Consider the following 22,235-nt stretch of genomic DNA (forward strand, 5'->3'; position numbering starts at 1 on the left):
ATTCAAAATTAAGCTATGATAAATATATATAAAACGAATGAAGGAGTGAATATATGTCTATATTAAAAGTTGAAGGGCTAACTAAAAAGTATGGTAATAGACACCGACAGCAAGAAGTACTAAAAGGTATTGATTTTTCTATTGAACAAGGCGAATTTGTTACGATTATGGGGCCTTCAGGATCAGGCAAAACGACATTATTAAATGTGTTAAGTTCAATTGATTATATTACCAGTGGCACAGTAGAAATCAATGGTCACAAGATAAATAAAATGAGTAATAAAGCTTTAGCAGATTTTCGAAAAAAGGAAGTAGGCTTTATTTTTCAAAATTATAGCGTGCTTCATACATTGACAGTAAAAGAAAATATTATGTTGCCATTGTCGATACAAAAGATGTCTAAGAAGGTGAAAGAAGAAAGTTATAATGAGGTAACGGAAGCACTAGGGATTAAAGATTTAGGTGATAAATATCCAAATGAAATTTCAGGTGGTCAACAACAACGAACAGCTGCTGCCCGTGCATCTGTACATAAACCAGCAATTATTTTTGCTGATGAGCCTACAGGTGCTTTAGATTCTAAGAGTGCACAAGACTTACTAAATAGGCTTGAAGATATGAATAAAAATATGAACGCAACGATTGTTATGGTGACGCACGATCCTGTAGCAGCAAGTTATTCAAATCGAGTTATCATGTTAAAAGATGGCAATATCCATTCAGAAATATACCAAGGCGATGATTCTAATCAAGTATTCTATAAAAACATCATTCATATGCAAACAGCCTTAGGTGGTGTGACGAATGAATTTTAATCAAATTGTATTAAAGAATTTCAGTAAAAATATACGACATTATGCGATGTTCATTTTTTCGTTAATTGTCAGTATTGTATTATTTTTTAGTTTCGTTACATTAAAATATACAGATAGTATTAACAACGAAAATTCAATGAAAGTTATCAAAAAAGGTTCAGAAATCGGTGCTAATTTTCTGTTCTTTATTATTGTTGTTTTTCTATTGTATGCTAGCCATTTATTTATAAAGCGTCGTACACGTGAATTTGCGTTGTACCAATTGATTGGACTAACTAGAAAAAACATCATACGAATGTTATTTATAGAACAGTTCATCATGTTCTTTGTTACAGGAATTATTGGTATGGTGATAGGGGTATTTGGATCGAAAATTCTTTTGATGATTGTACTTAAAGTGCTAGATATAAATACAAGTGTGTCGCTATCATTTCAGTTTCCAGCAATCTTACAGACATTTATTTTGTTAATTGTTTCGTTTGTACTCATACTCATACAAGGATATTTGTTTTTACGAAAACGTAGTATCTTAGACATGATAAATGATAATTCGAAAAGTGAAGCGACCAAGCCTAAAATTACAATTATAGAAGTGATTTTAGGTGTGTTAGGCATTGTTATGATTGGCTTTGGTTATTATATGTCGACAGAAATGTTTGGTGAATTCGCTCATATTTTTATGTTTGTACCGTTTATTATCTTAGCTTTAACAGTGATAGGTGCATATTTATTTTTTAGAAGCTCGGTGTCACTGATATTTAAAACGTTAAAACGCTCTAAACATGGTAACGTGAGTGTTACTGATGTAGTATTCACTTCTTCAATCATGCATAAAATGAAGAAAAACGCGCTATCTTTAACAATTATCGCTATCATTTCTGCGGTCACTGTTACAGTCTTATGTTTTGGAGCTATTAGTCGATCGATGATTGATGATACTGTTAATCAATCATCACCACAAGATTTTAATTTTATAAAAGCAAAACAAGCTGAGCAATTTGAAGATAAATTAGAACAAGCGCATATTCGTTACACACCTGTATATAAAGAATTGTCAGAAGTTAAAGTTTTGAAAGATGATTTCTTTAAAAAATCAATGAATTATAATGCTACAGATGAAATCTTTATCACTAGCAATAAATATTTCAATGATAAAGATATTGTGGGCAATCATGCGAAAATGGTGAATTTCGCTACTTCTTCTAGTTTACTGAAATATAATTTAAATAAAGATATAGAAATTAAGGGTGAAACAAAAGAAGCGTTTAAAGTTATAGATGTGAATAAAGAAGTCGACTTTAAAAACGAAGTGAGTTACAACGCACCAGTGTTATTAGTTAGTGCTGATAAATATGACCAACTAAAAAAACATAGTACAGAAACACACAAACAATATGGATACAATTTAATGAACTCAGCAGATTGGTCCAAGGTAAATAAACTAGCAAAATCAGTCGATCCCAATATTCAATCCCAAAAAGTATTACGCCAAGATTTTAATGATAGTATGGGTATCTTATTATTTGTAACTTCATTCTTAGGTTTAGCTTTCTTAGTCGCAGCTGGGTGTATTATTTATATTAAACAGATGGACGAAACAGAAGATGAGATGCCTAACTTCCGAATTCTTCGTAAAATAGGGTATACACATCAGGATATGTTGAAAGGCTTAGCTTTGAAGATTTTGTTTAATTTTGGTTTACCGCTTATTGTTTCACTATTGCATGCTTATTTTGCAGCGAAAGCCTTTGTGGTATTGATGGGTGCTACAAATATGCTTCCAGTTTATATTGTCATGGTGATTTATTCAGTGATTTACTTTATATTTGCAATGATGTCATTCATACATTCGAGTCGTATTGTAAAACATTCTATTTAAAATGAGCTAAAAGTTCAGAGTGAAAAACTTATATTTCGTATAGCGTCCAATCAGATTTCGAAATCTGATTGGACGCTTATTATATACAGCGATATCTCGTAGTAGCATGCATTAGCTATTGTAAGTTAAAAGTAATGTTTGATCATAACATAGTTATTTGATTACTATGAATTGATTATAATTTATGAAATATGTTACATGTTTGCTTTAGGAGAAAAGTGGTATCTTGCAATACAAAGAAGTAAAATGGAGGGAAATTATATGAATCTAACTGAATTTCATAAACAAATCCAAGGTTATACGCAAGATCAACAGCCGGGTATCGAAAAAGACATGAATCCACAACCACTGTCTGAAATGGAAAATTATAAAAGTGGCGGTAAATTAGAAGGAAAAGTAGCTTTAATAACAGGTGGCGACTCAGGAATTGGAAGAGCCGTAGCTATACTTTATGCGAAAGAAGGCGCTAATGTCGCGATTGGTTATTACAATGAGCACGATGATGCACAGATAGTTGTGAATCGTTTGAAGGAAATTGGGGTACAAGCAAAGGCATATGCGCATGATTTAAAAGATGTAACGTCATCTCAAAATTTGATACAGCAAGTCATCGATGATTTTGGCGGATTGAATATATTGGTTAACAATGGTGGTGTACAATTTCCAAGAGATCATTTTGAAGAGGTAACACCAGAGCAAGTAAAAGAAACATTTGAAACCAATATTTTTGGTATGATGTTCTTGTCACAAGCTGCCATACCTCATTTAAAAGAAGGAGATGCAATTGTTAACACAACAAGTGTCACAGCATATAGAGGATCTGCGCATTTGATAGATTATTCCGCAACTAAAGGTGCGATTGTCGCTTTTACACGTTCTTTAGCATCATCTTTAATTGAAAAAGGCGTACGTGTGAATGCTGTGGCACCTGGCCCGATATATACCCCTTTAATTCCAGCTACATTTTCAGCAGATAAAGTTGAAAATCAAGGTGGCGATACGCCAATGCAACGTCGAGGACAGCCGGCCGAATTAGCACCTTCGTATGTATTTTTAGCTTCGTATGCTGATAGTTCTTATATTACCGGACAGGTTATTCATGTAAATGGTGGAGATTATATTACTTCTTAACACAAAAAATAAAGCAGTGTAATACACTTAACTGGTGTGTATTATACTGCTTTTCTTATGGAATCAAGTGATTAGAATATACGAAGTAGGTCATATTAGTTAATAATTAAAAGAAGTCTGAAGGTTTAAGATTATCAAAATTCATATTTTTAAGTGAATCAAAGTTTAGGTTCTCTACATTTTGTAGTATCTCGCCGCTTTTAACTTGATTATAATACGTTGTCGCTTCCGTCGCTACATCATGCTCTTGGAAAGTTTTGACAACACCTAGAATAAGTACTATAGCAATAGCGCCTTTAAAGAGTGTTTTCATATTAAATGGCTCCTTTTGTAAGTTTATACTATAATATTAAACTATTTTGTACGATATGACATGCGTCCATAGTATAGAAGCCTCATCATACCTTAGTAGTATAAGGTGATATTTAGTATACAACTTTAATAATATTATATACCAAAGGCGATAGGCAACCAGAAATATGCAAAGAGAGAGATGATTATAATAGCGAATATATTTAAGATGAACCCAGCCTTTACCATGTCTTTCATTTCTAATTCATCTGAACTGAACACAGCAGCGTTAGGAGGTGTAGAAATAGGTAACATAAACGCACAAGTTGATGATAATGCGACAATCCCCATAATAATAAAAGGATCTCTACTAATTGCAGCTGCAAAACCAATACTGATTGGCATCAACATATTGGATACAGCAGTATTCGACATGACTTCTGTTAAGAATAAAATCGCCGTCGTTAAAACGATTACGATTAAAATCATAGGCAATGGTTTCACAACACCTAACATACCACCAAACCATTTTGTAAGACCAGAATCTTCAAAGGCGGCTGCTAATGATAGACCACCACCAAATAACAGAAGAATTCCCCATGGCAATTTACTCATATCATCCCAAATGAGTAATCCACCTTTTTTAGATTTAGCAGGTATAAGAAATAATAATACAGCGCCAAGTATAGCGATGACTGTATCAGACAAATGTAAAGCTTCTGGTAATAAATTACCGCCAATCCACAAAAGACTGACAAATAGAAAGACAATACCAGTTAACTTCTCTTCATTACGCATTGGTCCTAAATCATGTAAAGCTTTTTTGGCAAAGTCAGAAGATATTTTATCAGCATCTTCAATTTTAAATAACCACTTGGTCATCATAAAATAGAGCACAACTAATAGGATAATTGTCACTGGTAATGCGAATATCATCCATTGTAAAAATGAAACTTTTCGATCTAAACTAGAAGCGGCAATAGCGGCGAAAACAGCGTTAGGTACAGAACCAATCAGTGTAGCTAATCCACCAATTGATGCTGAATAGGCGACGGTTAATAGTAAAGCTTTACCAAATTTATGTGCGGATTCAGGTTTTAAAAATTGTGCTTCTTTAATTTCTTGAATTAAAGCTAATGCAATCGGTAGCATCATAAGCGCAGTTGCTGCATTGGAAATCCACATAGAAATAAACGATGTTGCAATCATTGTACCTAGAATAATACGGTTGCTATTAGAGCCCATCATAGAAATAATTGTCATAGCGATACGTTTATGTAAGGACCATTTTTCAATTGCTAAAGCTATGATAAATCCCCCCATATACATAAAGACAATGGGATCTGCATAGGCACTTGAGGCAACTTTTTCATCTGTTCCTCCAGTTAATGGTAATAAAACAAGTGGTATAAGTGATGTAGCAGGAATTGGAATAGCTTCTGTAATCCACCATGTGGCAACGAAGACTGTAACAGCAAGTACTGCTCTTGGTGCATCATCAAGTCCTGTAATACCAGGTATAAAATAAATGATGATAAAAAACAAAGGTCCAAGAATCAAACCAATCTTTTTCTTCATATGTAAATCCCCCTGTGTTTATAAGTTTATTATTTTAAGAATAGCAATTTCACAACACGAAGACAATTTATTTTCTGAAAATTATAAAAACTAAAGTGAGATACTGTTAAAATTAAGTTAATGTAGTTGGAAATTTTAATAGAGGAGAGGTTTATATGGTTATAGGTGCATTTATAGCTAAAGATGATACATGGATGTTATGGGCGATAATTATTGTATGGGCTACGATGAGTTTGTTTTTAGAACAACGTTATCAATGGGCAAGTACAATTTCTGGTGCAATCATAGCGCTTGTAGGTGCGATGTTATTATCGAACTTTAAAGTTATTCCTACAAGCTCTCCAGTGTATGATACGGTGTGGGATTATATTGTACCACTATCTATTCCGTTATTATTGTTTAGTTCTAATATAATGAAGATTTGGAGAGAGAGCAGGCGGTTATTAATTATTTTCTTAATCGCTTCTATAGGAACAATGATTGGCACGACCGCCGCTTTTTTAGTACTACATCAGTGGATACCGTTTCTTTCGAAGATAGGAGCTATGATGACGGGCAGTTACATAGGAGGTGGTGTGAATTTTGCTGCATTAAGCTCTAAATTTGAAACGCCGAGTGATATGATTTCTTCTACTGTTGTAGCTGATAATAGTGTAATGGCACTGTACTTTATGTTATTAATTGCCATGCCTTCATTACCTTGGATTAAAAAGTATTTTTTAACAGATTATAAGAAAGATGTTTCACAAGAGTCACGGCAGTCTTATTGGCAGCCTCAAAAAATTCAATTACTAGATATTGCATTTTCAGTAGCGAGTGCAATTGCACTCGTGGCAATTAGTTTTAAGGCTGCTGAATTGATTCAACAATGGATCCCTAAAAGTAATTTGATATTAACATTAATTGTATCTTTTTTTGGAGATTCATACTTGCTACTCACCACGTTGACTTTAATTGTTGTAGCGATATGGGGTGACTTTTTTGAAAAATTAGCAGGTGCAACAGAAATTGGGACGTTTCTTATTTATATATTTTTCGTAGTTATAGGAACGCCGGCGTCATTTGCGACAATTATTACGACTGCTCCGTTATTATTTATTTTTGTCATTATTATACTTATATTTAATTTGGGTTTGAGTCTTGTAGTAGGAAAATTATTTAATTTTAAAATTGAAGAAATACTATTAGCAAGTAATGCGACAGCAGGTGGACCTACGACTGCAGCGGCTTTGGCGATTGGCAAAGGGTGGTCAGGTTTAGTAGGTCCTATACTCATTATTGGTAATTCATTTCATCGTAGGAGAGCGATATATGACATGGTATGTGATAGTATGTGATTTTATAGGAGGGATTATTGTGAATGAAAAAGAAAAAATGTTAGCTGGTGAGTGGTATGATGCTAATTTTGATGAAGCTTTAGCAAGCGAAAGAATAAGAGCGAAGGATTTGTGTTTAGAACTGAATCAAACCAAATTGAGTAATAAAAATAAACGACTGGCGATTCAACAAGAATTGTTTCGCTATGAACCAAAGTACTTAGAATTATTGAGTCCATTTCAAGTAGATTATGGTTATAATATTGACCTAGGGCAGCGTGTGTTTATTAATCATGATTGTTATTTTATGGATGGTGCTAAAATTACAATTGGGGACCACGTATTTTTCGGACCGAATTGTGGTCTTTATACTGCGAACCATCCGCTTCCTTATAAAGAAAGAGATAAAGGACTGGAACAGGCGTTACCCATTCATATAGGAAATCATGTTTGGCTAGGTGCGAATGTAATTGTTTTACCTGGAGTGACTATTGGTGATGGTTCTGTTATAAGTGCAGGTAGTGTCGTGACTAAAGATATTCCAGAAAATGCTTTAGCTATGGGGGTACCGGCAAAAGTAGTGAAAAATATTAATAATGAATGAAATTGAGCATTAAGAAGAGCATTCTCGTTATCTAATATACGTGAATGCTTTTTGTTGTTTTAAACAGCACATTCATTACTAATAGTATAATATGACACTTGTTTTGTGAATAAATTGTGTAATATTGAAATTATAATTAAAATAATTTAGAAAAATATTCCGCGGAGCTTAAATTGAAAATAATAAAATTGTTCGGAATATAATTGGAAAATGTGATAAAATGAAAAAATATGAGCAGGTAGATAGGTGTAATAAGTTATAAGTAGTATGACTGGTATGATGATTTCTAATATAAGGATAGCTATTGAATATTCGACTTATAGTGAAAAAACTACATAATACTTGCATAAATCATAATGATTTTAAGAATAGGAAAGAGGAATATCGAAGATGGATATATTAATAGGAACGTTGTTTTTAGTTGTTGTATTAACTTTATTTACCCTTTTTACATATAGAGCACCTCAAGGTATGCGTGCAATGGGGGCTTTAGCAAACGCAGCTATTGCAACTTTTTTAGTGGAAGCATTTCATAAATATGTTGGTGGAGATTTATTAGGTATTAAATTCTTAGGGGATTTAGGAGATGCTGCTGGAAGTCTTGGTGGAGTTGCTGCTGCAGGGTTAGTGGCACTTGCGATAGGTGTTTCTCCTGTTTATGCATTAGCTATTGCAGCTTCATGTGGTGGTTTAGATTTAATTCCTGGTTTCGTAGCAGGTTATGTTATTGGGTTTTTAATGAAATATGCTGAGCGCAAAGTACCAGACGGTATCGACTTAATTGTAGGAATTATTATTATTGCACCTTTAGCAAGATTGGTTGCAACAGGAGTTACACCTATAGTTAATAATTCATTGTTGAAGATTGGTGATATTATTCAAAGTTCAACAGAAGTAAGTCCAATTATTATGGGGATTATACTTGGTGGAGTGATTACAGTTGTAGGGACAGCCCCTTTAAGTTCTATGGCATTAACTGCCTTATTAGGTCTTACAGGTATGCCAATGGCTATCGCGGCAATGGTTTCATTTGCTTCTTCATTTATTAATGGCACAATGTTTAATAAATTGAAATTAGGCGATCGTAAATCTAGAATTGCAGTGTGTATTGAACCGTTATCACAAGCAGATGTTGTATCTGCTAACCCAGTGCCGATTTACACAGCAAATTTTATCGGTGGAGCTTTAGCAGGCGCAGTTATTGCATCATCAGGTATGGTTAATGACGCTACTGGAACGGCGACACCATTAGCAGGATTCTTAGTCATGTTTGGTTTTAATAATCCATTAGAGATATTTATTTATGGTGCTATCGTAGGTATCATAGGACTCATTGTCGGTTATGTTTGTTCTATAATATTTAAAAATTATCCAATTGTATCTAAAGAAGATATAGAATCACGATAATACAAAAAGACTTTGGCAGATTTATATATGCTAAAGTCTTTTTTATTAATTACCCAGCTGACTTTCATGTATATCGGTAATAAACATATGACCCGGTGCATGGGTGATCATGAGTTCAGGTTGCGCTTCTAAAGCTACGGATTGTGGTGTAACACCACATCCCCAAAAAACAGGAACCTCATTGTCTTTAATTGTCACAGGTTCTCCAAAATCAGGTTGTGTGATATTGCTTATGCCAATGTCTTCAGGATGTCCAATATGTATGGGCGCCCCGTGAACATTATTAAAATGTGTCGTAATTTCAGTTGCTTTAATTGCTTGTTGCATTGTCATTGGACGCATACTTACAGTGATATTACCTTTGAATGGACCACTTGTATTTGCGGGTATATTTGTCATATACATAGGGACATTGTGGTTTTCTTCTAGGTGACGTATCGGAATGCCCGCTGCTAATAATGCGTGTTCGAACGTAAAACTACAGCCGATTAAAAAGCTAACCATATCTTTGGTGAATAAATGTGAAATATTCGATGTAGTTTCAATGAATTCTCCATTGCGATATATACGGTAAGCGGCTACTTCGGTACATATATTTGCTTCTTTGCCGTATATAGGAAAAGATGTTTCACCTGTTTCTGAAACATCTAAAAGTGGGCAAGTCTTTGGATTTTTAAAACAAAACTTTAAAAAGTCATAGGCATACTTAGAGGGTAATATCACAACATTTGCTTGGATAAAACCTTTAGCCATACCACTAGTATGGTCAGTAAGTTTTCCGGCACTTATCATTTTTCTAAGTGTATGTGCTTGTTGGTCTTGCAAGTTCATAGCATCATCCCCTTGAGTTTAATTCTTAAGCCTATTCTAGCAAAAAAAGTACTTTCATAACGGAATAAGCATTTGGATAAAGAAAAAAACATGATAAAATTAGATGTCCGTTCTATACATTATTCCATATGGGCATAATATATAGTAGATTTTATGTCAGATTGGTATATTAACGTTACATAGGCTTATGAGCTCCTATCATTTGCGTTGGTGTCATGTTGGAGGGGTATAGTATAAATGAACTGAGTAGTTTACGCACAGGGGGAATTGTTATGAAAAGGACTATTGAAAAAATATTGACATGGGTTGGGATACTCTTACAGTTTTTATTAATATTTGTAATGGCACTGATTGTTCCATTTTTAAATGATGAAAGTGCAAAAGATTCATTGATACAATCTATTAATAACAGCGGTGAATTCAATCAAAATGCAACTCAAATTGATCCATCACGCTACATTGACATTGCTAGTAGTTTATTCCTTATGGCTTTAGGTGCAGTGATTGTGTGTACGATTATAGCATTAATATGTGCATTGCTTATTAATAGATTGCCTAAAGTAGTTGGCGTAGTGTTAATCTTGATAGCTATCGTAACAGTATTTACATTTAACTTGATTACAGCATTGTTATGGTTAATCGCAGGTATCATGTTATTGGTCAGAAAGCCACAACAGCCCATATATGAAGATGGACACTATAGCATTAATGATAATGATAGAATGTATTCATCGTCTTCGCATCAAAAGGAGAATGACGATATAGAAGGTAAAGATGCCTCTAGCGCTAGCGATGATATTAATGAACAACCTCATAAAAATAACGAACAAGATACGCAAGGTAATGGTATTGCAGACAAAGTCGAATCTGATGAGCATACACACTATCGTAGACAAGATCGTTATCATAAATAATAAAACAAACCAGCCGATAAGCTTAAGCAACTTATCGGCTGGTTTGTTTATAAGTTAATCCATTTTACCGTTTTTATAACTTTCATATACTGTTTCATATTTTACATGCCCAATACCACCAACAATGAATTTGCCGAATTTAAATAAATTAAATAAATAGGCTAAGCAAATCGATATCGTTATGGTGATAATAAAATTGAAAGCAATATTTCTAAGTGAACTGTCGGCTCTTAGTAAACCTAAGTTATGGACAAAGAAGTAGTGTATTAAATAGATACAGAATGAATAGTTACTAATGAAAAGAATAAATTTCGGTACATATTTGACATAGGATGAAAATAAGAAAAATAATAAAATAACCATTGTGACATAAAATGGAATGTCGAAGCGCTTTGATTCGACCCATGTACTAATACCAAATACAAAGTTACAAATTAGTATCACCATAGACACTAAGGTGCCTAATATAATGTGCCAAGTATATTTTTGGATATTGCGCATCAATGTCTCATAATAAACACCAGTATAAAATCCAAGTAAGAAATAACTAATCCAACCAAAGCAAAGCATCCAGCCTTCTCTTTCCCAAAAAAGTCCTAATACGGGATGAGGTGATGGGGGTACAAACTCCCTAAAAGCCCAGTACAAAGTGGTGAATAATATTGACCCAACAATAACTGGTATCGGTTTCCATTTAACAATATATTTAGCAAAGAAGAAATGTAATATGTAAAATTGGAAAATGATCACAATAAAATAAGTGATTGCACCACCGTGAAACATTGTATCCCCAACATATTGAACAAACTCATTAAAGTTTTTAGGTTTAAAATAAAAAAATGATATACCCAAGTTAATCAATATATAGGGGATACCTAAATAAATTAATTTGTCTTTAAAAAAACCGGGCTTGGTTTTGACATGATAACTTTTAGCTAGTAAAAATTCCGAAATAAATACAAATAGTGGGGTACTGAACATTAGTAATAACTGAATGATTCTAATCAGTGTCCCATGGCCAACATAATCCATCTTGGAAAAAGTGGTCGTTATTGAGTGAATGAGTACAATACTTAAACAAGCGATTGTACGCATCCAAAATATAACAGACGTGTAGGTCTTCATGAATAACTTTTCCTTTCATCTATATATAAATTATAGAAATGATATTTATAGGTAAATTTCAATTTAACATATGAAAGTTAAATTAAATGTAAAAATAAGATTACAAATAATTAAATTACCATAATAAAAAATGGGTATAATACATATGAATATATTTTTATATAATATCAGTAATTAATTTATAAAGCTAATTAGACAGAAAAATATCTGTTTTCAGAAAATTAACTGAAAGCGATTGCATTTATTGTGCGATACATATACAATGAAAAAAGAATGGAGCGTATCCATTTCAGTTTTCTATTTACAAACTTACATGGGGGTAGAAAAATGGTAGTTAATTATCACAACGAACCAGGCATAGACTTTTCAAATAGTCAAAATGTCGAATCATTCAAAGAGGTATTAAAAAAAGTTAAAGGTGAATTGAATAGAAAAATTCCTTTAGTTATTAATGGAGAAGAAAAATTCACACAAGACACTTATCAGTCTATCAATCCTGCTAATACTACTGAAGTTATTGCAGAAGTTTCAAAAGCAACTCAAAAAGATGTGGACGATGCATTTAAAGCGGCTGATGAAGCTTATAAATCATGGAAGAAATGGTCTCATAAAGACCGTGCGGAATTCTTATTAAGAGTTTCAGCAATTATTAGACGTCGTAAAGAAGAAATCTCAGCAATCATGGTATATGAAGCGGGTAAACCATGGGATGAAGCTGTAGGTGATGCTGCTGAAGGTATTGATTTTATAGAATATTATGCAAGATCAATGATGGAATTAGCAGATGGTAAACCAGTTTTAGATAGAGAAGGCGAACATAATAAATACTTCTATAAACCAATTGGTACTGGTGTAACGATTCCACCATGGAATTTCCCATTCGCAATTATGGCTGGTACAACTTTAGCGCCAGTTGTTGCAGGAAATACAGTGTTATTAAAACCGGCTGAAGATACCCCATTAACTGCTTATGTATTAATGGAAATCTTAGAAGAAGCTGGCTTACCAAAAGGTGTTGTTAACTTTGTACCTGGTGATCCAAAAGAAATTGGTGACTACCTTGTAGATAGTGTTCACACGCATTTTGTAACTTTCACAGGTTCACGTGCAACTGGCACGCGTATTTTTGAAAGATCTGCAAAAGTTCAAGAAGGACAACAATTCTTGAAACGTGTAATAGCTGAAATGGGCGGTAAAGATGCGATTATCGTCGATAAAGAAATTGATACTGACTTGGCAGCAGAAGCTATTGTCACTTCAGCATTTGGGTTCTCAGGGCAAAAATGTTCTGCATGTTCACGTGCGATTGTACATCAAGATGTGTACGATGAAGTGTTAGAAAAGTCAGTTAAACTAACTAAAGCGCTCACGTTAGGTAATACTGAGAATAATACGCATATGGGACCAGTTATTAATCAAAAGCAATTCGATAAAATTAAAAATTATATCGAAATTGGTAGTAAAGAAGGCAACTTAGAGCAAGGTGGCGGCACTGATGATTCAACAGGTTACTTTATAGAACCTACGATTATTTCAGGACTTAAATCAAGTGACCGAATCATGCAAGAAGAAATTTTCGGACCAGTTGTTGGATTTGTGAAAGGTAAAGATTTTGAAGAATTATTAGACATTGCTAACGATACAGATTATGGTTTAACAGGCGCAGTTATTACTAATAATCGTGAAAATTGGATTCAAGCTGTAGAAGAATACGATGTAGGTAATTTATATCTTAATCGTGGTTGTACTGCGGCAGTCGTTGGTTATCACCCATTCGGTGGTTTCAAAATGTCAGGTACGGATGCTAAAACAGGTAGTCCAGACTACTTATTAAATTTCTTAGAACAAAAAGTAGTTTCAGAAATGTTCTAATCTTTATATGGAATAAAAAGAGACGAGTGGAGATGATATATTTTCACTCGTCTCTTTTTAGTTTTTCGATATTAATTAGAAAAGTGTTTATTCATCTTTGACACGAATATTAATCATTTTATGAAATAGTTTGTCAATTTCCTTTACAGGAAGATTTATACAATGGTCTCTGATCCATTCCATAAAACCAAAGAGACTTGCACCATACACATAAAGTATCAGTTCTGTTGGTACACTTGAGTCTATTGTAATTCTATGTTCATTTTCTTTGATATCTGTTTGTAAAATACGTATAAAATGATTAGCAATGGTACGTTCGAATGCTTGATCTTCTTTTTGCTTATCTGCAATACGTTTCAATTCATCGAGATTATTCATAGTATTTTCTATAGTAGTAAAAGGATTGTTAATACGTTCTTTGAAATTACTAGAGAAGAAGTCTTTCGTTAAATCGGTAATAAGATAAATTAATAAATCATATTTATCATAGAAGTGTTTATAAAAAGTTGTTCGATGAATCAAGGCATCATCACAAATTTGATTGACTGTTATTGTAGAAAAGAGTTTGTTTTCAAGTAGCTTGTAAAAACTTTGAGAAAGTGCACGTTTTGTTTTAATGACGCGTAAATCATTTTCATTCATTCTACATTTCTCCTTATTTGTAGTTTAAATATACATTTTAGTATATTTAATTCTTTATATATTAGGGGGAGCATGGTTAATATGATATTATAGATAATCTACACATTACATTTAAACTATAACGTTGATTAAATAAGGAGGCAATAGTTTGGCAAAGTTTTTATATAAATTAGGATCGTTGGTTGCAAAACACAAATGGTGGAGTATTGTTGTTTGGGTTGTATTATTGGCAGCAATCATTACACCGTTATCGATGAACGCACCTAAATTCGATAATGATATTAAAATGAATGGTTTAGAATCACTAGATACTAATAAAAAAATCGAAGATGAATTTGGACAAGATAGTGAAAAGGCCCAAATTAGAATAGTCATGAAAAGTGATGCTGACAATGGCATCGTTAAACAAGATATGATGAAAGATGTTAAAGATACGTTAAAAGATATCAAAGATGACGATAAAGATATTAAAGACGTTTCAGATCCGTATGATAACAAGCAAATTAGTAAAGATAAAACTACAGCATTTACTGATGTAAACTATGATGTGTCAGCGACGTCTTTAACAGATAAATCTAAAGATAATGTTAAAGACGCAGTTGATCAATTAGAAAAAGATCACAATGTGCAAGTTGAATTGATGGGAACAGGCATGGAATCTACAGAGATAGGTGGTTCATCTGAACTCATAGGTATTATTGTAGCGTTTGTCGTACTTTTACTTACATTCGGATCAGTAATTGCGGCAGGTATGCCAATTATAAGTGCATTACTTGGTTTAGGTACTGGCGTAGGTATTATTTCATTACTGACATATATATTTGATATTCCAAATGTGACATTAACGCTGTCTGTGATGATTGGATTGGCAGTAGGTATAGATTATGCGCTATTTATATTGTTTAGATATAGAAAAATTGTGAAGACCGAACCGGATCATGTTAAAGCAGTAGGTTTAGCTGTAGGTACGGCAGGTAGTGCGGTTATATTTGCTGGTGTCACAGTCATTATTGCTGTTTGCGGTCTTTCCCTTGTAGGTATAGATTTCTTAGCAGTCATGGGATTTGCTTCTGCGATAAGTGTGCTTGTAGCAGTTATTAGTGCACTCACTTTATTACCTGCATTGATTAGTATTTTCCATAAACAAATTAAGCCCAAACGTACGAAATCAGAATTCAAAGGTGATGTTGATACAGCTTGGTCTAAATTTGTAGTAGGTAAACCGTTAGCAGCTGTACTTATTGGTTTAATCATCTTAGTTCTAGTAGCTATTCCAGTTAAAGATATGCGTTTAGGTATACCAGATGATGGTATGAAAACAGCAGATTCTACTCAGAAAAAAGCATATGATATTATTTCTGATAAGTTTGGCGAAGGTTACAATGGTCAAATCGCAATGCTTGTAAATGTAAAAGATAAAAAGGATAACCCTCAAGAATTACAAAAAGATTTACAAGATATGAGTAAAGATATTAACAATAAAGATCATGTCGATATGGTTACACCCCCACAACTTAGTAAGGATAAAGATTATGCATTAGTCGTGGTTATTCCTGAACATGGGCCAAATGCCAAATCAACTGAGAATCTCGTTCATGATTTGAGAGACTACAATAATAAAGCTCAAGACGATTATGACTTCAAAACAGAAGTATCAGGTCAGAGTGTAATTAATATAGATATGTCTCAAAAACTAAATGAAGCTATTCCATTGTTTGCTGGTGTAATTGTTGCGTTAGCATTTATTCTATTAATGGTAGTATTCCGTTCTATCATTATTCCATTAAAAGCTGTACTTGGGTTTGTGCTATCACTCGCAGCTACACTTGGTTTTACAACGTTAATCATGCAAGAAGGATTTATGTCTGGATTGTTTGGTATTGATACAACAGGTCCACTGCTTGCATTCTTACCGGTAATTACAATCGGTTTACTATTTGGGCTTGCTATGGATTACGAAGTGTTCTTAATGTCTCGTATTCATGAAGAATATAGTAAAACACGTGATAATGACTACTCTATTAAAGTAGGCATTAAAGAAAGTGGTCCTGTCGTTGTTGCAGCTGCATTGATTATGTTCAGTGTGTTTATTGCATTCGTTTTCCAAGAAGATGTTATGATTAAATCAATGGGTATTGCATTAGGTTTTGGTGTATTATTTGACGCATTTGTCGTGCGCTTATTATTAATACCATCACTTACTAAATTATTTGGTAAAGCATCATGGTATATGCCAGCTTGGTTAAGTAAAATTGTGCCACATATTGATATTGAAGGGCATGCTTTACAAAAAGACATGACGTCAAAATCTCAAAACACAAATAAGAAAAAATAAGAAAAAGTTCAACTATATATTAGAAGTCTGCCAATTTGTTTTGGCAGACTTTTTTTGTCTAAAAATCAACAAAATCAAAAAATTATGGAATAACAATGCGTTTAAATTTAAATTAGAAATTGAAAAGAGGTGGACTATGAAAAATATTTATGAGATAGAATTTAATGAACAGTTTGGAAATGATACAAGGATGAATGAAGGTATTCGTATTGTACTTGTATTAAACAGCACTATGAAAGTATTGATACATAAAAGTGTTAAAGTGTATCAACAAGGAGATGTTTTTATTATTAATCACAGAGAACCGTTTCGTATGATTGAGAATAAAGACACACTTTATATGTCGCTGCACCTATCTATGGATTATTTGAAACAGTATATGAATAACTTTACTGATAAAAAAATTATTTTGAAGAAGCATATATTACAAGATGTTATATATCAGCAAATCATTAATGCCGTAGCAATGGTAGGTGTTGTTTATATTAGAAAAGGACAATTTTACAGATTGTATATTGAACAACAGTTAATAGACTTACTATTTATAATCGTGAGATACCTACCTACCAGACAAAATGAAGGCGTGTATAATAGTACAAAAGATTATAGATTAGAATCGATTTGTAATTATATAGACAATCACTATACAGAATCCATTACGTTAAGTGAAATAGCTAAAATGGTTGGTCTGAGCAATGCGTATTTATCCAGACACTTCACTCGTCATATGGGCATGGGTATTAATCAGTATGTTAATCAAGTGAGGCTAGAGCACTGTAAAACAGATTTAATTCATACCAATGACACCATAACGCAAATTGCTTTTAAAAATGGTTTTACTAACTCAAATATGTTAATCAAATATTTTAAAGAAGATATGCATATGACTCCTACGGTATTTAGGAAAAAATATCAAAAGTTGAATAAGATTGAACTGTTAGAAGATGGGAATAAAGAAACGACATATCAACATTATTTGTATTACTTATCAATGTTTGTAAATCAAAATATTAAAAAAATAGTACAGTCTCCAGAAGCCCAAAAAGTATGGGATGTCTCATTAAGTGACGCCAATAAATATTTAAACCATTACAATCATGTGATACAAATAGGAGATTTAGAAGCATTGCTTGTCCAAAGGTTTAGAACACAATTACTAGAAGTCAAAGCATGTTTAGGATTGGACCATATTTTAATTAAAGATCCTATTAGAGTTGGGAAAATTATCAATGACCGGATTGAAAGTGATGAATTGATACCTAATACACATCCATACATGAAAATAGATGAATGCTTAAACTTTTTATTGGCACATCAAATTGGTTTGGGAATAGAAGTTGAACCACCGAAAGGCAACGAGCAATTTATTAATTATTATAAAGAAGTATCATATTTGTTAGAGCATATGCATAATACAGTAATAAATAATAACGTGTTACACATTATTATTTATATGAAAGTTGTGGATTGCCATCTATTTCAAAAAATGTGTACGCTATTTAAACGTTATTTTGATAAGGTAACCATCGTATTAAACGTCAATATAGATGACCCAATAGAAACGTTAAAAGCGAAAGATATTTTAAATTCAGACGTATATCACATCGATCGTGTCGCATTTTGTGCAAATCAAAATGATATGATTAATTTTAATTCTTTAGAAAGTCAACAATATGATATTGCTAAGAATCATATTACATTGCAAGTAAATAAAATGATGAAGTTATTAGAGGTTGATACACAAGATATACCTTGTATATTGCTAAACTGGAATACATTAACAGGCGACACAAATTTAACCAATGGTGAATATTTCAGAGCAGGCATCATTTTTGAACAACTCATTGAAATAAATAATCGCATAGACACAGTCGGTTATTGGTTAAACTATGATATACATCAGCGATTTAATCATAAAAATACTTCGACGCAATTAAGTGGTATAGACTTATATCACCAATTTGATGGTAAAAGACCTGCATTTTTTACAAGTATGTTTTTCAAAAAATTATTTAGGTGTATTTTATACATGAATGATAATTGTATGGTATTAGGTGATTATCATCATTTTCAAATTGTTGTATGGGATGCAGAACACTATAATCCTCATTTCACACTTAATGATTATACAGGCAACTTAAATCATAAAGAGTACCAAATTAATATTACACACGCCAAACGAGGCACATATAAAGTGAAACATTTAACATTAGATAAAAATCATGGGGCTTTATATAAGGTATGGCAACAATATAATACGCAATACGGTATGGATGAGGAGACTATAGATTATGTAAATAGAATATCCTATCCTAAACTAGACATTAGTGAGGTAGAAGTTAAAGGCGTATTGACTTATCATTTGAAATTGCTGACGAATGCAATTCAAATTATAGAATTTAGAAGATATATTAAAGCATAACCATATTAAAGACTAACCGAAAAATACACGAACTGCTATTTTCGATTAGTCTATTTTTTATATGACGATAAGACAAAAATAATATATCTATTTTTGTCATAAGTATTAAACGAAAAGAAATAGCTACAAATAAACTACTAAAACAACAAACATTATATATCTAAAAAAAAGACTGCACGTTAAAATCACTTCTAGAAAGGTATCAAAAACACGATTTCTATTAAAATTAATAAAAATCATGGAGTTGTTAATCATGCGTTTTTGAACTTTCAATATGTCATTTTCAAAATTAAATAGGAGGACGAGTGAATGACTCAAGTGGGAAATGTACAGAAATATCAAGGTGATAACAAGCTTATTTTAGGTATTGTACTAGGCGTAGTTACATTTTGGTTATTTGCGCAATCATTATTAAATGTCGTTCCAATGCTACAACAATCATTTAGTAGTGATATTGGTACAGTGAGTATTGCAGTGAGTATTACAGCATTATTCTCAGGGATGTTTGTCGTAGGCGCCGGAAGTTTGGCAGATAAAGTAGGGCGCGTCAAAATTACGTATATAGGATTATGGTTAAGTATTATAGGTTCATTGTTAATTATAATTACGAATTTACCCGTTTTATTAATATTAGGAAGAGTTATACAAGGATTATCTGCAGCAGCTATAATGCCCTCTACTTTAGCAATTATGAAGACTTATTATGAAGGCAAAGAGCGGCAACGTGCTTTAAGTTATTGGTCCATTGGTTCGTGGGGTGGTTCAGGATTAGCATCATTATTTGGGGGTATGGTTTCAACCTTTATTGGCTGGCGTTGGATTTTTATATTGTCTATAATCGTTGCACTTGTAGCAATGATGTTAATAAAGGGAACACCTGAGACTAAATCACAAAGTAATATAAAAGCACGCTTTGATTTTATAGGTTTAATATTATTTGTTGTGATGATGTTAAGTATTAATGTCATCATTACAAAAAGTGCAGCGTTTGGTCTAATGTCACCACTTATTTTAGGTTTAATCGTAGTATTCATTATTTCAACAGTTATCTTTATTAGAATTGAAAATAGTATCAAAAATCCTTTGATAGACTTTAAATTATTTAGTAATAAAGCATATACGGGTGCAACGCTGTCTAATTTTCTATTAAATGGTGTTGCTGGTGCACTTTTAGTAGCTAATACATTTGTACAACAAGGTTTAGGATTTAATGCATTTCAAACTGGATTGTTATCTATTACATATTTGGTCACTGTATTACTTATGATACGCGTAGGAGAAAAAGTATTGCAAAAAGTTGGAGCGAAAAAACCAATGCTCCTTGGTACATTTTTCAACATGATGGGAATCATATTAATTTCATTAACATTTTTACCAAGCATGATTTATGTAGTGGTTTGTATTGTTGGTTACTTACTTTATGGTTTAGGGCTAGGATTTTATGCTACGCCATCAACAGATATGGCAATTTCAAATTCTCCTGAAGATAAAGTAGGTGTTGCCTCTGGTATTTATAAGATGGCTTCATCATTAGGTGGTGCATTTGGTATAGCATTATCTGGTGCCCTGTTTGGAATTGTAGCAAATGCTACGAACGTACAAATAGGTGCTTGTGTTGGTTTGTGGCTTAATGTCTTAATGGCATTGCTGTCATTACTTATTATTTGCTTTACCGTACCCTCAATAAGAAAATAAGAGTACATCAATGTATATCAATCTGGCGTATCATGTTATTTACACAGCCTAACGAATAAAAAATATGAATTTCATTATAGGAGTGAACGGTTATGATGGATCAATTAATTGAAAAGTTAAAATGTAAAGAGCAACGCATGATAGAAATAAGACGATATTTACATCAATATCCCGAATTATCGTTTCAAGAAAAAGAGACACCCAAGTATATTGCTGATTTCTATAAAGATAAAGAGTGTAAAGTAGAAACCAATGTGGGACCGAATGGTGTGAAGGTAACAATTGATAGTGGAAATCCAGGGAAAACACTGGCAATACGTGCAGACTTTGATGCCTTACCGATAGAAGAGGCGACAGGTTTAGACTTCGCATCCAAGCACAAAGGCGTCATGCATGCATGTGGTCACGATGCACATACTGCTTATATGCTTATTCTTGCTGAAACGCTAATTGAAATGAAAGATCAATTTAATGGCAAGGTAATCGTTATCCATCAACCTGCTGAAGAAGTGCCTCCAGGTGGCGCACAAGGTATGATTAAAGATGGTGTGTTAGATGGTGTTGATCATGTATTAGGTTTGCATGTGATGAGTAATATGACAGCAGGTAATATATACTATCGTGAAGGTAACGTACAAACAGGAAGGGATTTCTTTAAACTCAAAGTCATTGGACAAGGTGGGCATGGTTCATCTCCACATGCAGCAAATGATACAATTGTCGCTGGAGCTCACTTTGTTACAGCGCTTCAAACAATTGTATCTAGAAGATTAAATCCATTTGAGACAGGCGTAGTGACCATTGGATCTTTCGATGGTAAAGGACAATTTAACGTTATTAAAGATAGTATTGAAATAGAAGGAGATGTACGTGCTCTAACAGATGAAACGAAACATACAATTAAAAAAGAGGTACAGCGTCTATCGGAAGGATTGGAAGCCATGTTTGGTGTGACTTGCGAGTTAGATTATCAAGATGATTATCCGGCATTGTATAATGATCCACAATTCACTCGATTTGTAGTTGAGTCATTGAAAAATACGAAGACAGATGCCCTTCAAAATGTTGAAGAGTGTGAAGCTCAACCACCATCTGAGGACTTTGCCTATTATGCCAAAGCGATGCCAAGCTCGTTTATATATGCTGGAGCTGCACCAGAGAACGGTGACATCTATCCTCACCATCATCCGAAATTTAATATTAGTGAAAAATCATTACGCGTGGCTGCTGAGGCAGTAGGGATTAGTGTTTTAAACTATTTGAAATAATGAGCGTAATTAAAGTTAAAGGTTTTGACCTCAATCAGATGGTCGAAACCTTTGTTTTTTATAAAATAAAGGATATGATGTAATTGAAATTTGAAGTTTATAGTTTATTA

The 22,235-nt window shown here is 33.1% G+C and carries 17 protein-coding genes; 12 read left to right on the forward strand and 5 right to left on the reverse strand.

The genetic code is table 11. From position 1 onward, the window contains the following. Positions 1-53: 53 nt before the first annotated feature. The 3 genes from QMO72_RS01795 to QMO72_RS01805 all read left to right on the forward strand — a co-directional run bounded on the left by QMO72_RS01795 (position 54) and on the right by QMO72_RS01805 (position 3,825). Positions 54-815 (forward strand): ABC transporter ATP-binding protein, encoded by a 762-nt coding sequence (locus tag QMO72_RS01795; protein ID WP_103266384.1) that lies wholly within the window; start codon positions 54-56, stop codon positions 813-815. Continuing rightward, the gene (locus QMO72_RS01800) at positions 805-2,694 is read left to right on the forward strand and encodes an ABC transporter permease (protein ID WP_103266383.1); all 1,890 of its coding nucleotides are present in this window, start codon (positions 805-807) and stop codon (positions 2,692-2,694) included. The genes QMO72_RS01795 and QMO72_RS01800 overlap by 11 nt, the downstream gene beginning before the upstream one ends. A gap of 261 nt (positions 2,695-2,955) precedes the next feature. Further along, positions 2,956-3,825 carry an SDR family oxidoreductase gene (locus QMO72_RS01805; RefSeq protein WP_103266382.1) on the forward strand — a complete coding sequence of 290 codons (870 nt, stop codon included), beginning with the start codon at positions 2,956-2,958 and terminating at the stop codon, positions 3,823-3,825. Positions 3,826-3,931: 106 nt separating this feature from the next. Here QMO72_RS01805 and cwrA read toward each other — a convergent pair whose 3' ends face one another. After that, positions 3,932-4,138 carry a cell wall inhibition responsive protein CwrA gene (gene cwrA, locus QMO72_RS01810; RefSeq protein WP_103266381.1) on the reverse strand — a complete coding sequence of 69 codons (207 nt, stop codon included), beginning with the start codon at positions 4,136-4,138 and terminating at the stop codon, positions 3,932-3,934. A 134-nt stretch (positions 4,139-4,272) separates the two neighbouring features. Beyond that, a complete protein-coding gene (locus QMO72_RS01815) occupies positions 4,273-5,694 on the reverse strand; it encodes an SLC13 family permease (RefSeq protein ID WP_103266380.1) in 1,422 nt (473 codons plus the stop codon). A gap of 155 nt (positions 5,695-5,849) precedes the next feature. Here QMO72_RS01815 and QMO72_RS01820 point away from each other — a divergent pair, with 155 nt between their 5' ends. The 3 genes from QMO72_RS01820 (at position 5,850) to QMO72_RS01830 (ending at position 9,021) form a co-directional block, all read left to right on the forward strand. Beyond that, the gene (locus tag QMO72_RS01820; RefSeq protein ID WP_103266379.1) at positions 5,850-7,031 is read left to right on the forward strand and encodes a DUF819 family protein; all 1,182 of its coding nucleotides are present in this window, start codon (positions 5,850-5,852) and stop codon (positions 7,029-7,031) included. A gap of 19 nt (positions 7,032-7,050) precedes the next feature. Further along, complete coding sequence (locus tag QMO72_RS01825) at positions 7,051-7,614, forward strand: sugar O-acetyltransferase (protein WP_103266389.1); 564 nt, start codon at positions 7,051-7,053, stop codon at positions 7,612-7,614. Positions 7,615-8,004: 390 nt separating this feature from the next. Beyond that, positions 8,005-9,021, forward strand: a complete 1,017-nt coding sequence (locus QMO72_RS01830; RefSeq protein WP_103266378.1) for a PTS sugar transporter subunit IIC — start codon at positions 8,005-8,007, stop codon at positions 9,019-9,021. A gap of 45 nt (positions 9,022-9,066) precedes the next feature. Here QMO72_RS01830 and QMO72_RS01835 read toward each other — a convergent pair whose 3' ends face one another. After that, positions 9,067-9,852 carry a putative hydro-lyase gene (locus QMO72_RS01835; protein ID WP_103266377.1) on the reverse strand — a complete coding sequence of 262 codons (786 nt, stop codon included), beginning with the start codon at positions 9,850-9,852 and terminating at the stop codon, positions 9,067-9,069. Positions 9,853-10,124: 272 nt separating this feature from the next. On the opposite strand from QMO72_RS01835, the gene QMO72_RS01840 reads away from it, so the two are divergent. Next, positions 10,125-10,766 (forward strand): DUF4064 domain-containing protein, encoded by a 642-nt coding sequence (locus QMO72_RS01840; protein WP_103266376.1) that lies wholly within the window; start codon positions 10,125-10,127, stop codon positions 10,764-10,766. A gap of 54 nt (positions 10,767-10,820) precedes the next feature. On the opposite strand, the gene QMO72_RS01845 is transcribed toward QMO72_RS01840, so the two are convergent. Further along, positions 10,821-11,891, reverse strand: a complete 1,071-nt coding sequence (locus QMO72_RS01845; protein ID WP_286093227.1) for an acyltransferase family protein — start codon at positions 11,889-11,891, stop codon at positions 10,821-10,823. A 327-nt stretch (positions 11,892-12,218) separates the two neighbouring features. Between QMO72_RS01845 and pruA the strand changes: the two genes are divergently transcribed. Beyond that, the gene (gene pruA, locus QMO72_RS01850) at positions 12,219-13,763 is read left to right on the forward strand and encodes an L-glutamate gamma-semialdehyde dehydrogenase (RefSeq protein WP_103266374.1); all 1,545 of its coding nucleotides are present in this window, start codon (positions 12,219-12,221) and stop codon (positions 13,761-13,763) included. Positions 13,764-13,850: 87 nt separating this feature from the next. Here the strand turns inward: pruA and QMO72_RS01855 are convergent, their stop codons facing one another. Then, positions 13,851-14,405 carry a TetR/AcrR family transcriptional regulator gene (locus QMO72_RS01855; protein ID WP_103266373.1) on the reverse strand — a complete coding sequence of 185 codons (555 nt, stop codon included), beginning with the start codon at positions 14,403-14,405 and terminating at the stop codon, positions 13,851-13,853. Positions 14,406-14,553: 148 nt separating this feature from the next. On the opposite strand from QMO72_RS01855, the gene QMO72_RS01860 reads away from it, so the two are divergent. The 4 genes from QMO72_RS01860 (at position 14,554) to QMO72_RS01875 (ending at position 22,125) form a co-directional block, all read left to right on the forward strand. Next, complete coding sequence (locus tag QMO72_RS01860) at positions 14,554-16,740, forward strand: MMPL family transporter (protein WP_103267272.1); 2,187 nt, start codon at positions 14,554-14,556, stop codon at positions 16,738-16,740. A gap of 136 nt (positions 16,741-16,876) precedes the next feature. Beyond that, positions 16,877-19,162, forward strand: coding sequence for a transcriptional regulator AryK (gene aryK / locus QMO72_RS01865; RefSeq protein ID WP_103267273.1), 2,286 nt, complete (start codon positions 16,877-16,879; stop codon positions 19,160-19,162). Between the two features lie 309 nt (positions 19,163-19,471). Further along, complete coding sequence (locus QMO72_RS01870; protein WP_103267274.1) at positions 19,472-20,857, forward strand: MFS transporter; 1,386 nt, start codon at positions 19,472-19,474, stop codon at positions 20,855-20,857. Between the two features lie 92 nt (positions 20,858-20,949). After that, positions 20,950-22,125, forward strand: coding sequence for a M20 family metallopeptidase (locus QMO72_RS01875; protein ID WP_103267275.1), 1,176 nt, complete (start codon positions 20,950-20,952; stop codon positions 22,123-22,125). Positions 22,126-22,235: the final 110 nt, after the last annotated feature.

The organism is Staphylococcus casei, assembly GCF_030294405.1.
Classification (GTDB): domain Bacteria; phylum Bacillota; class Bacilli; order Staphylococcales; family Staphylococcaceae; genus Staphylococcus; species Staphylococcus succinus.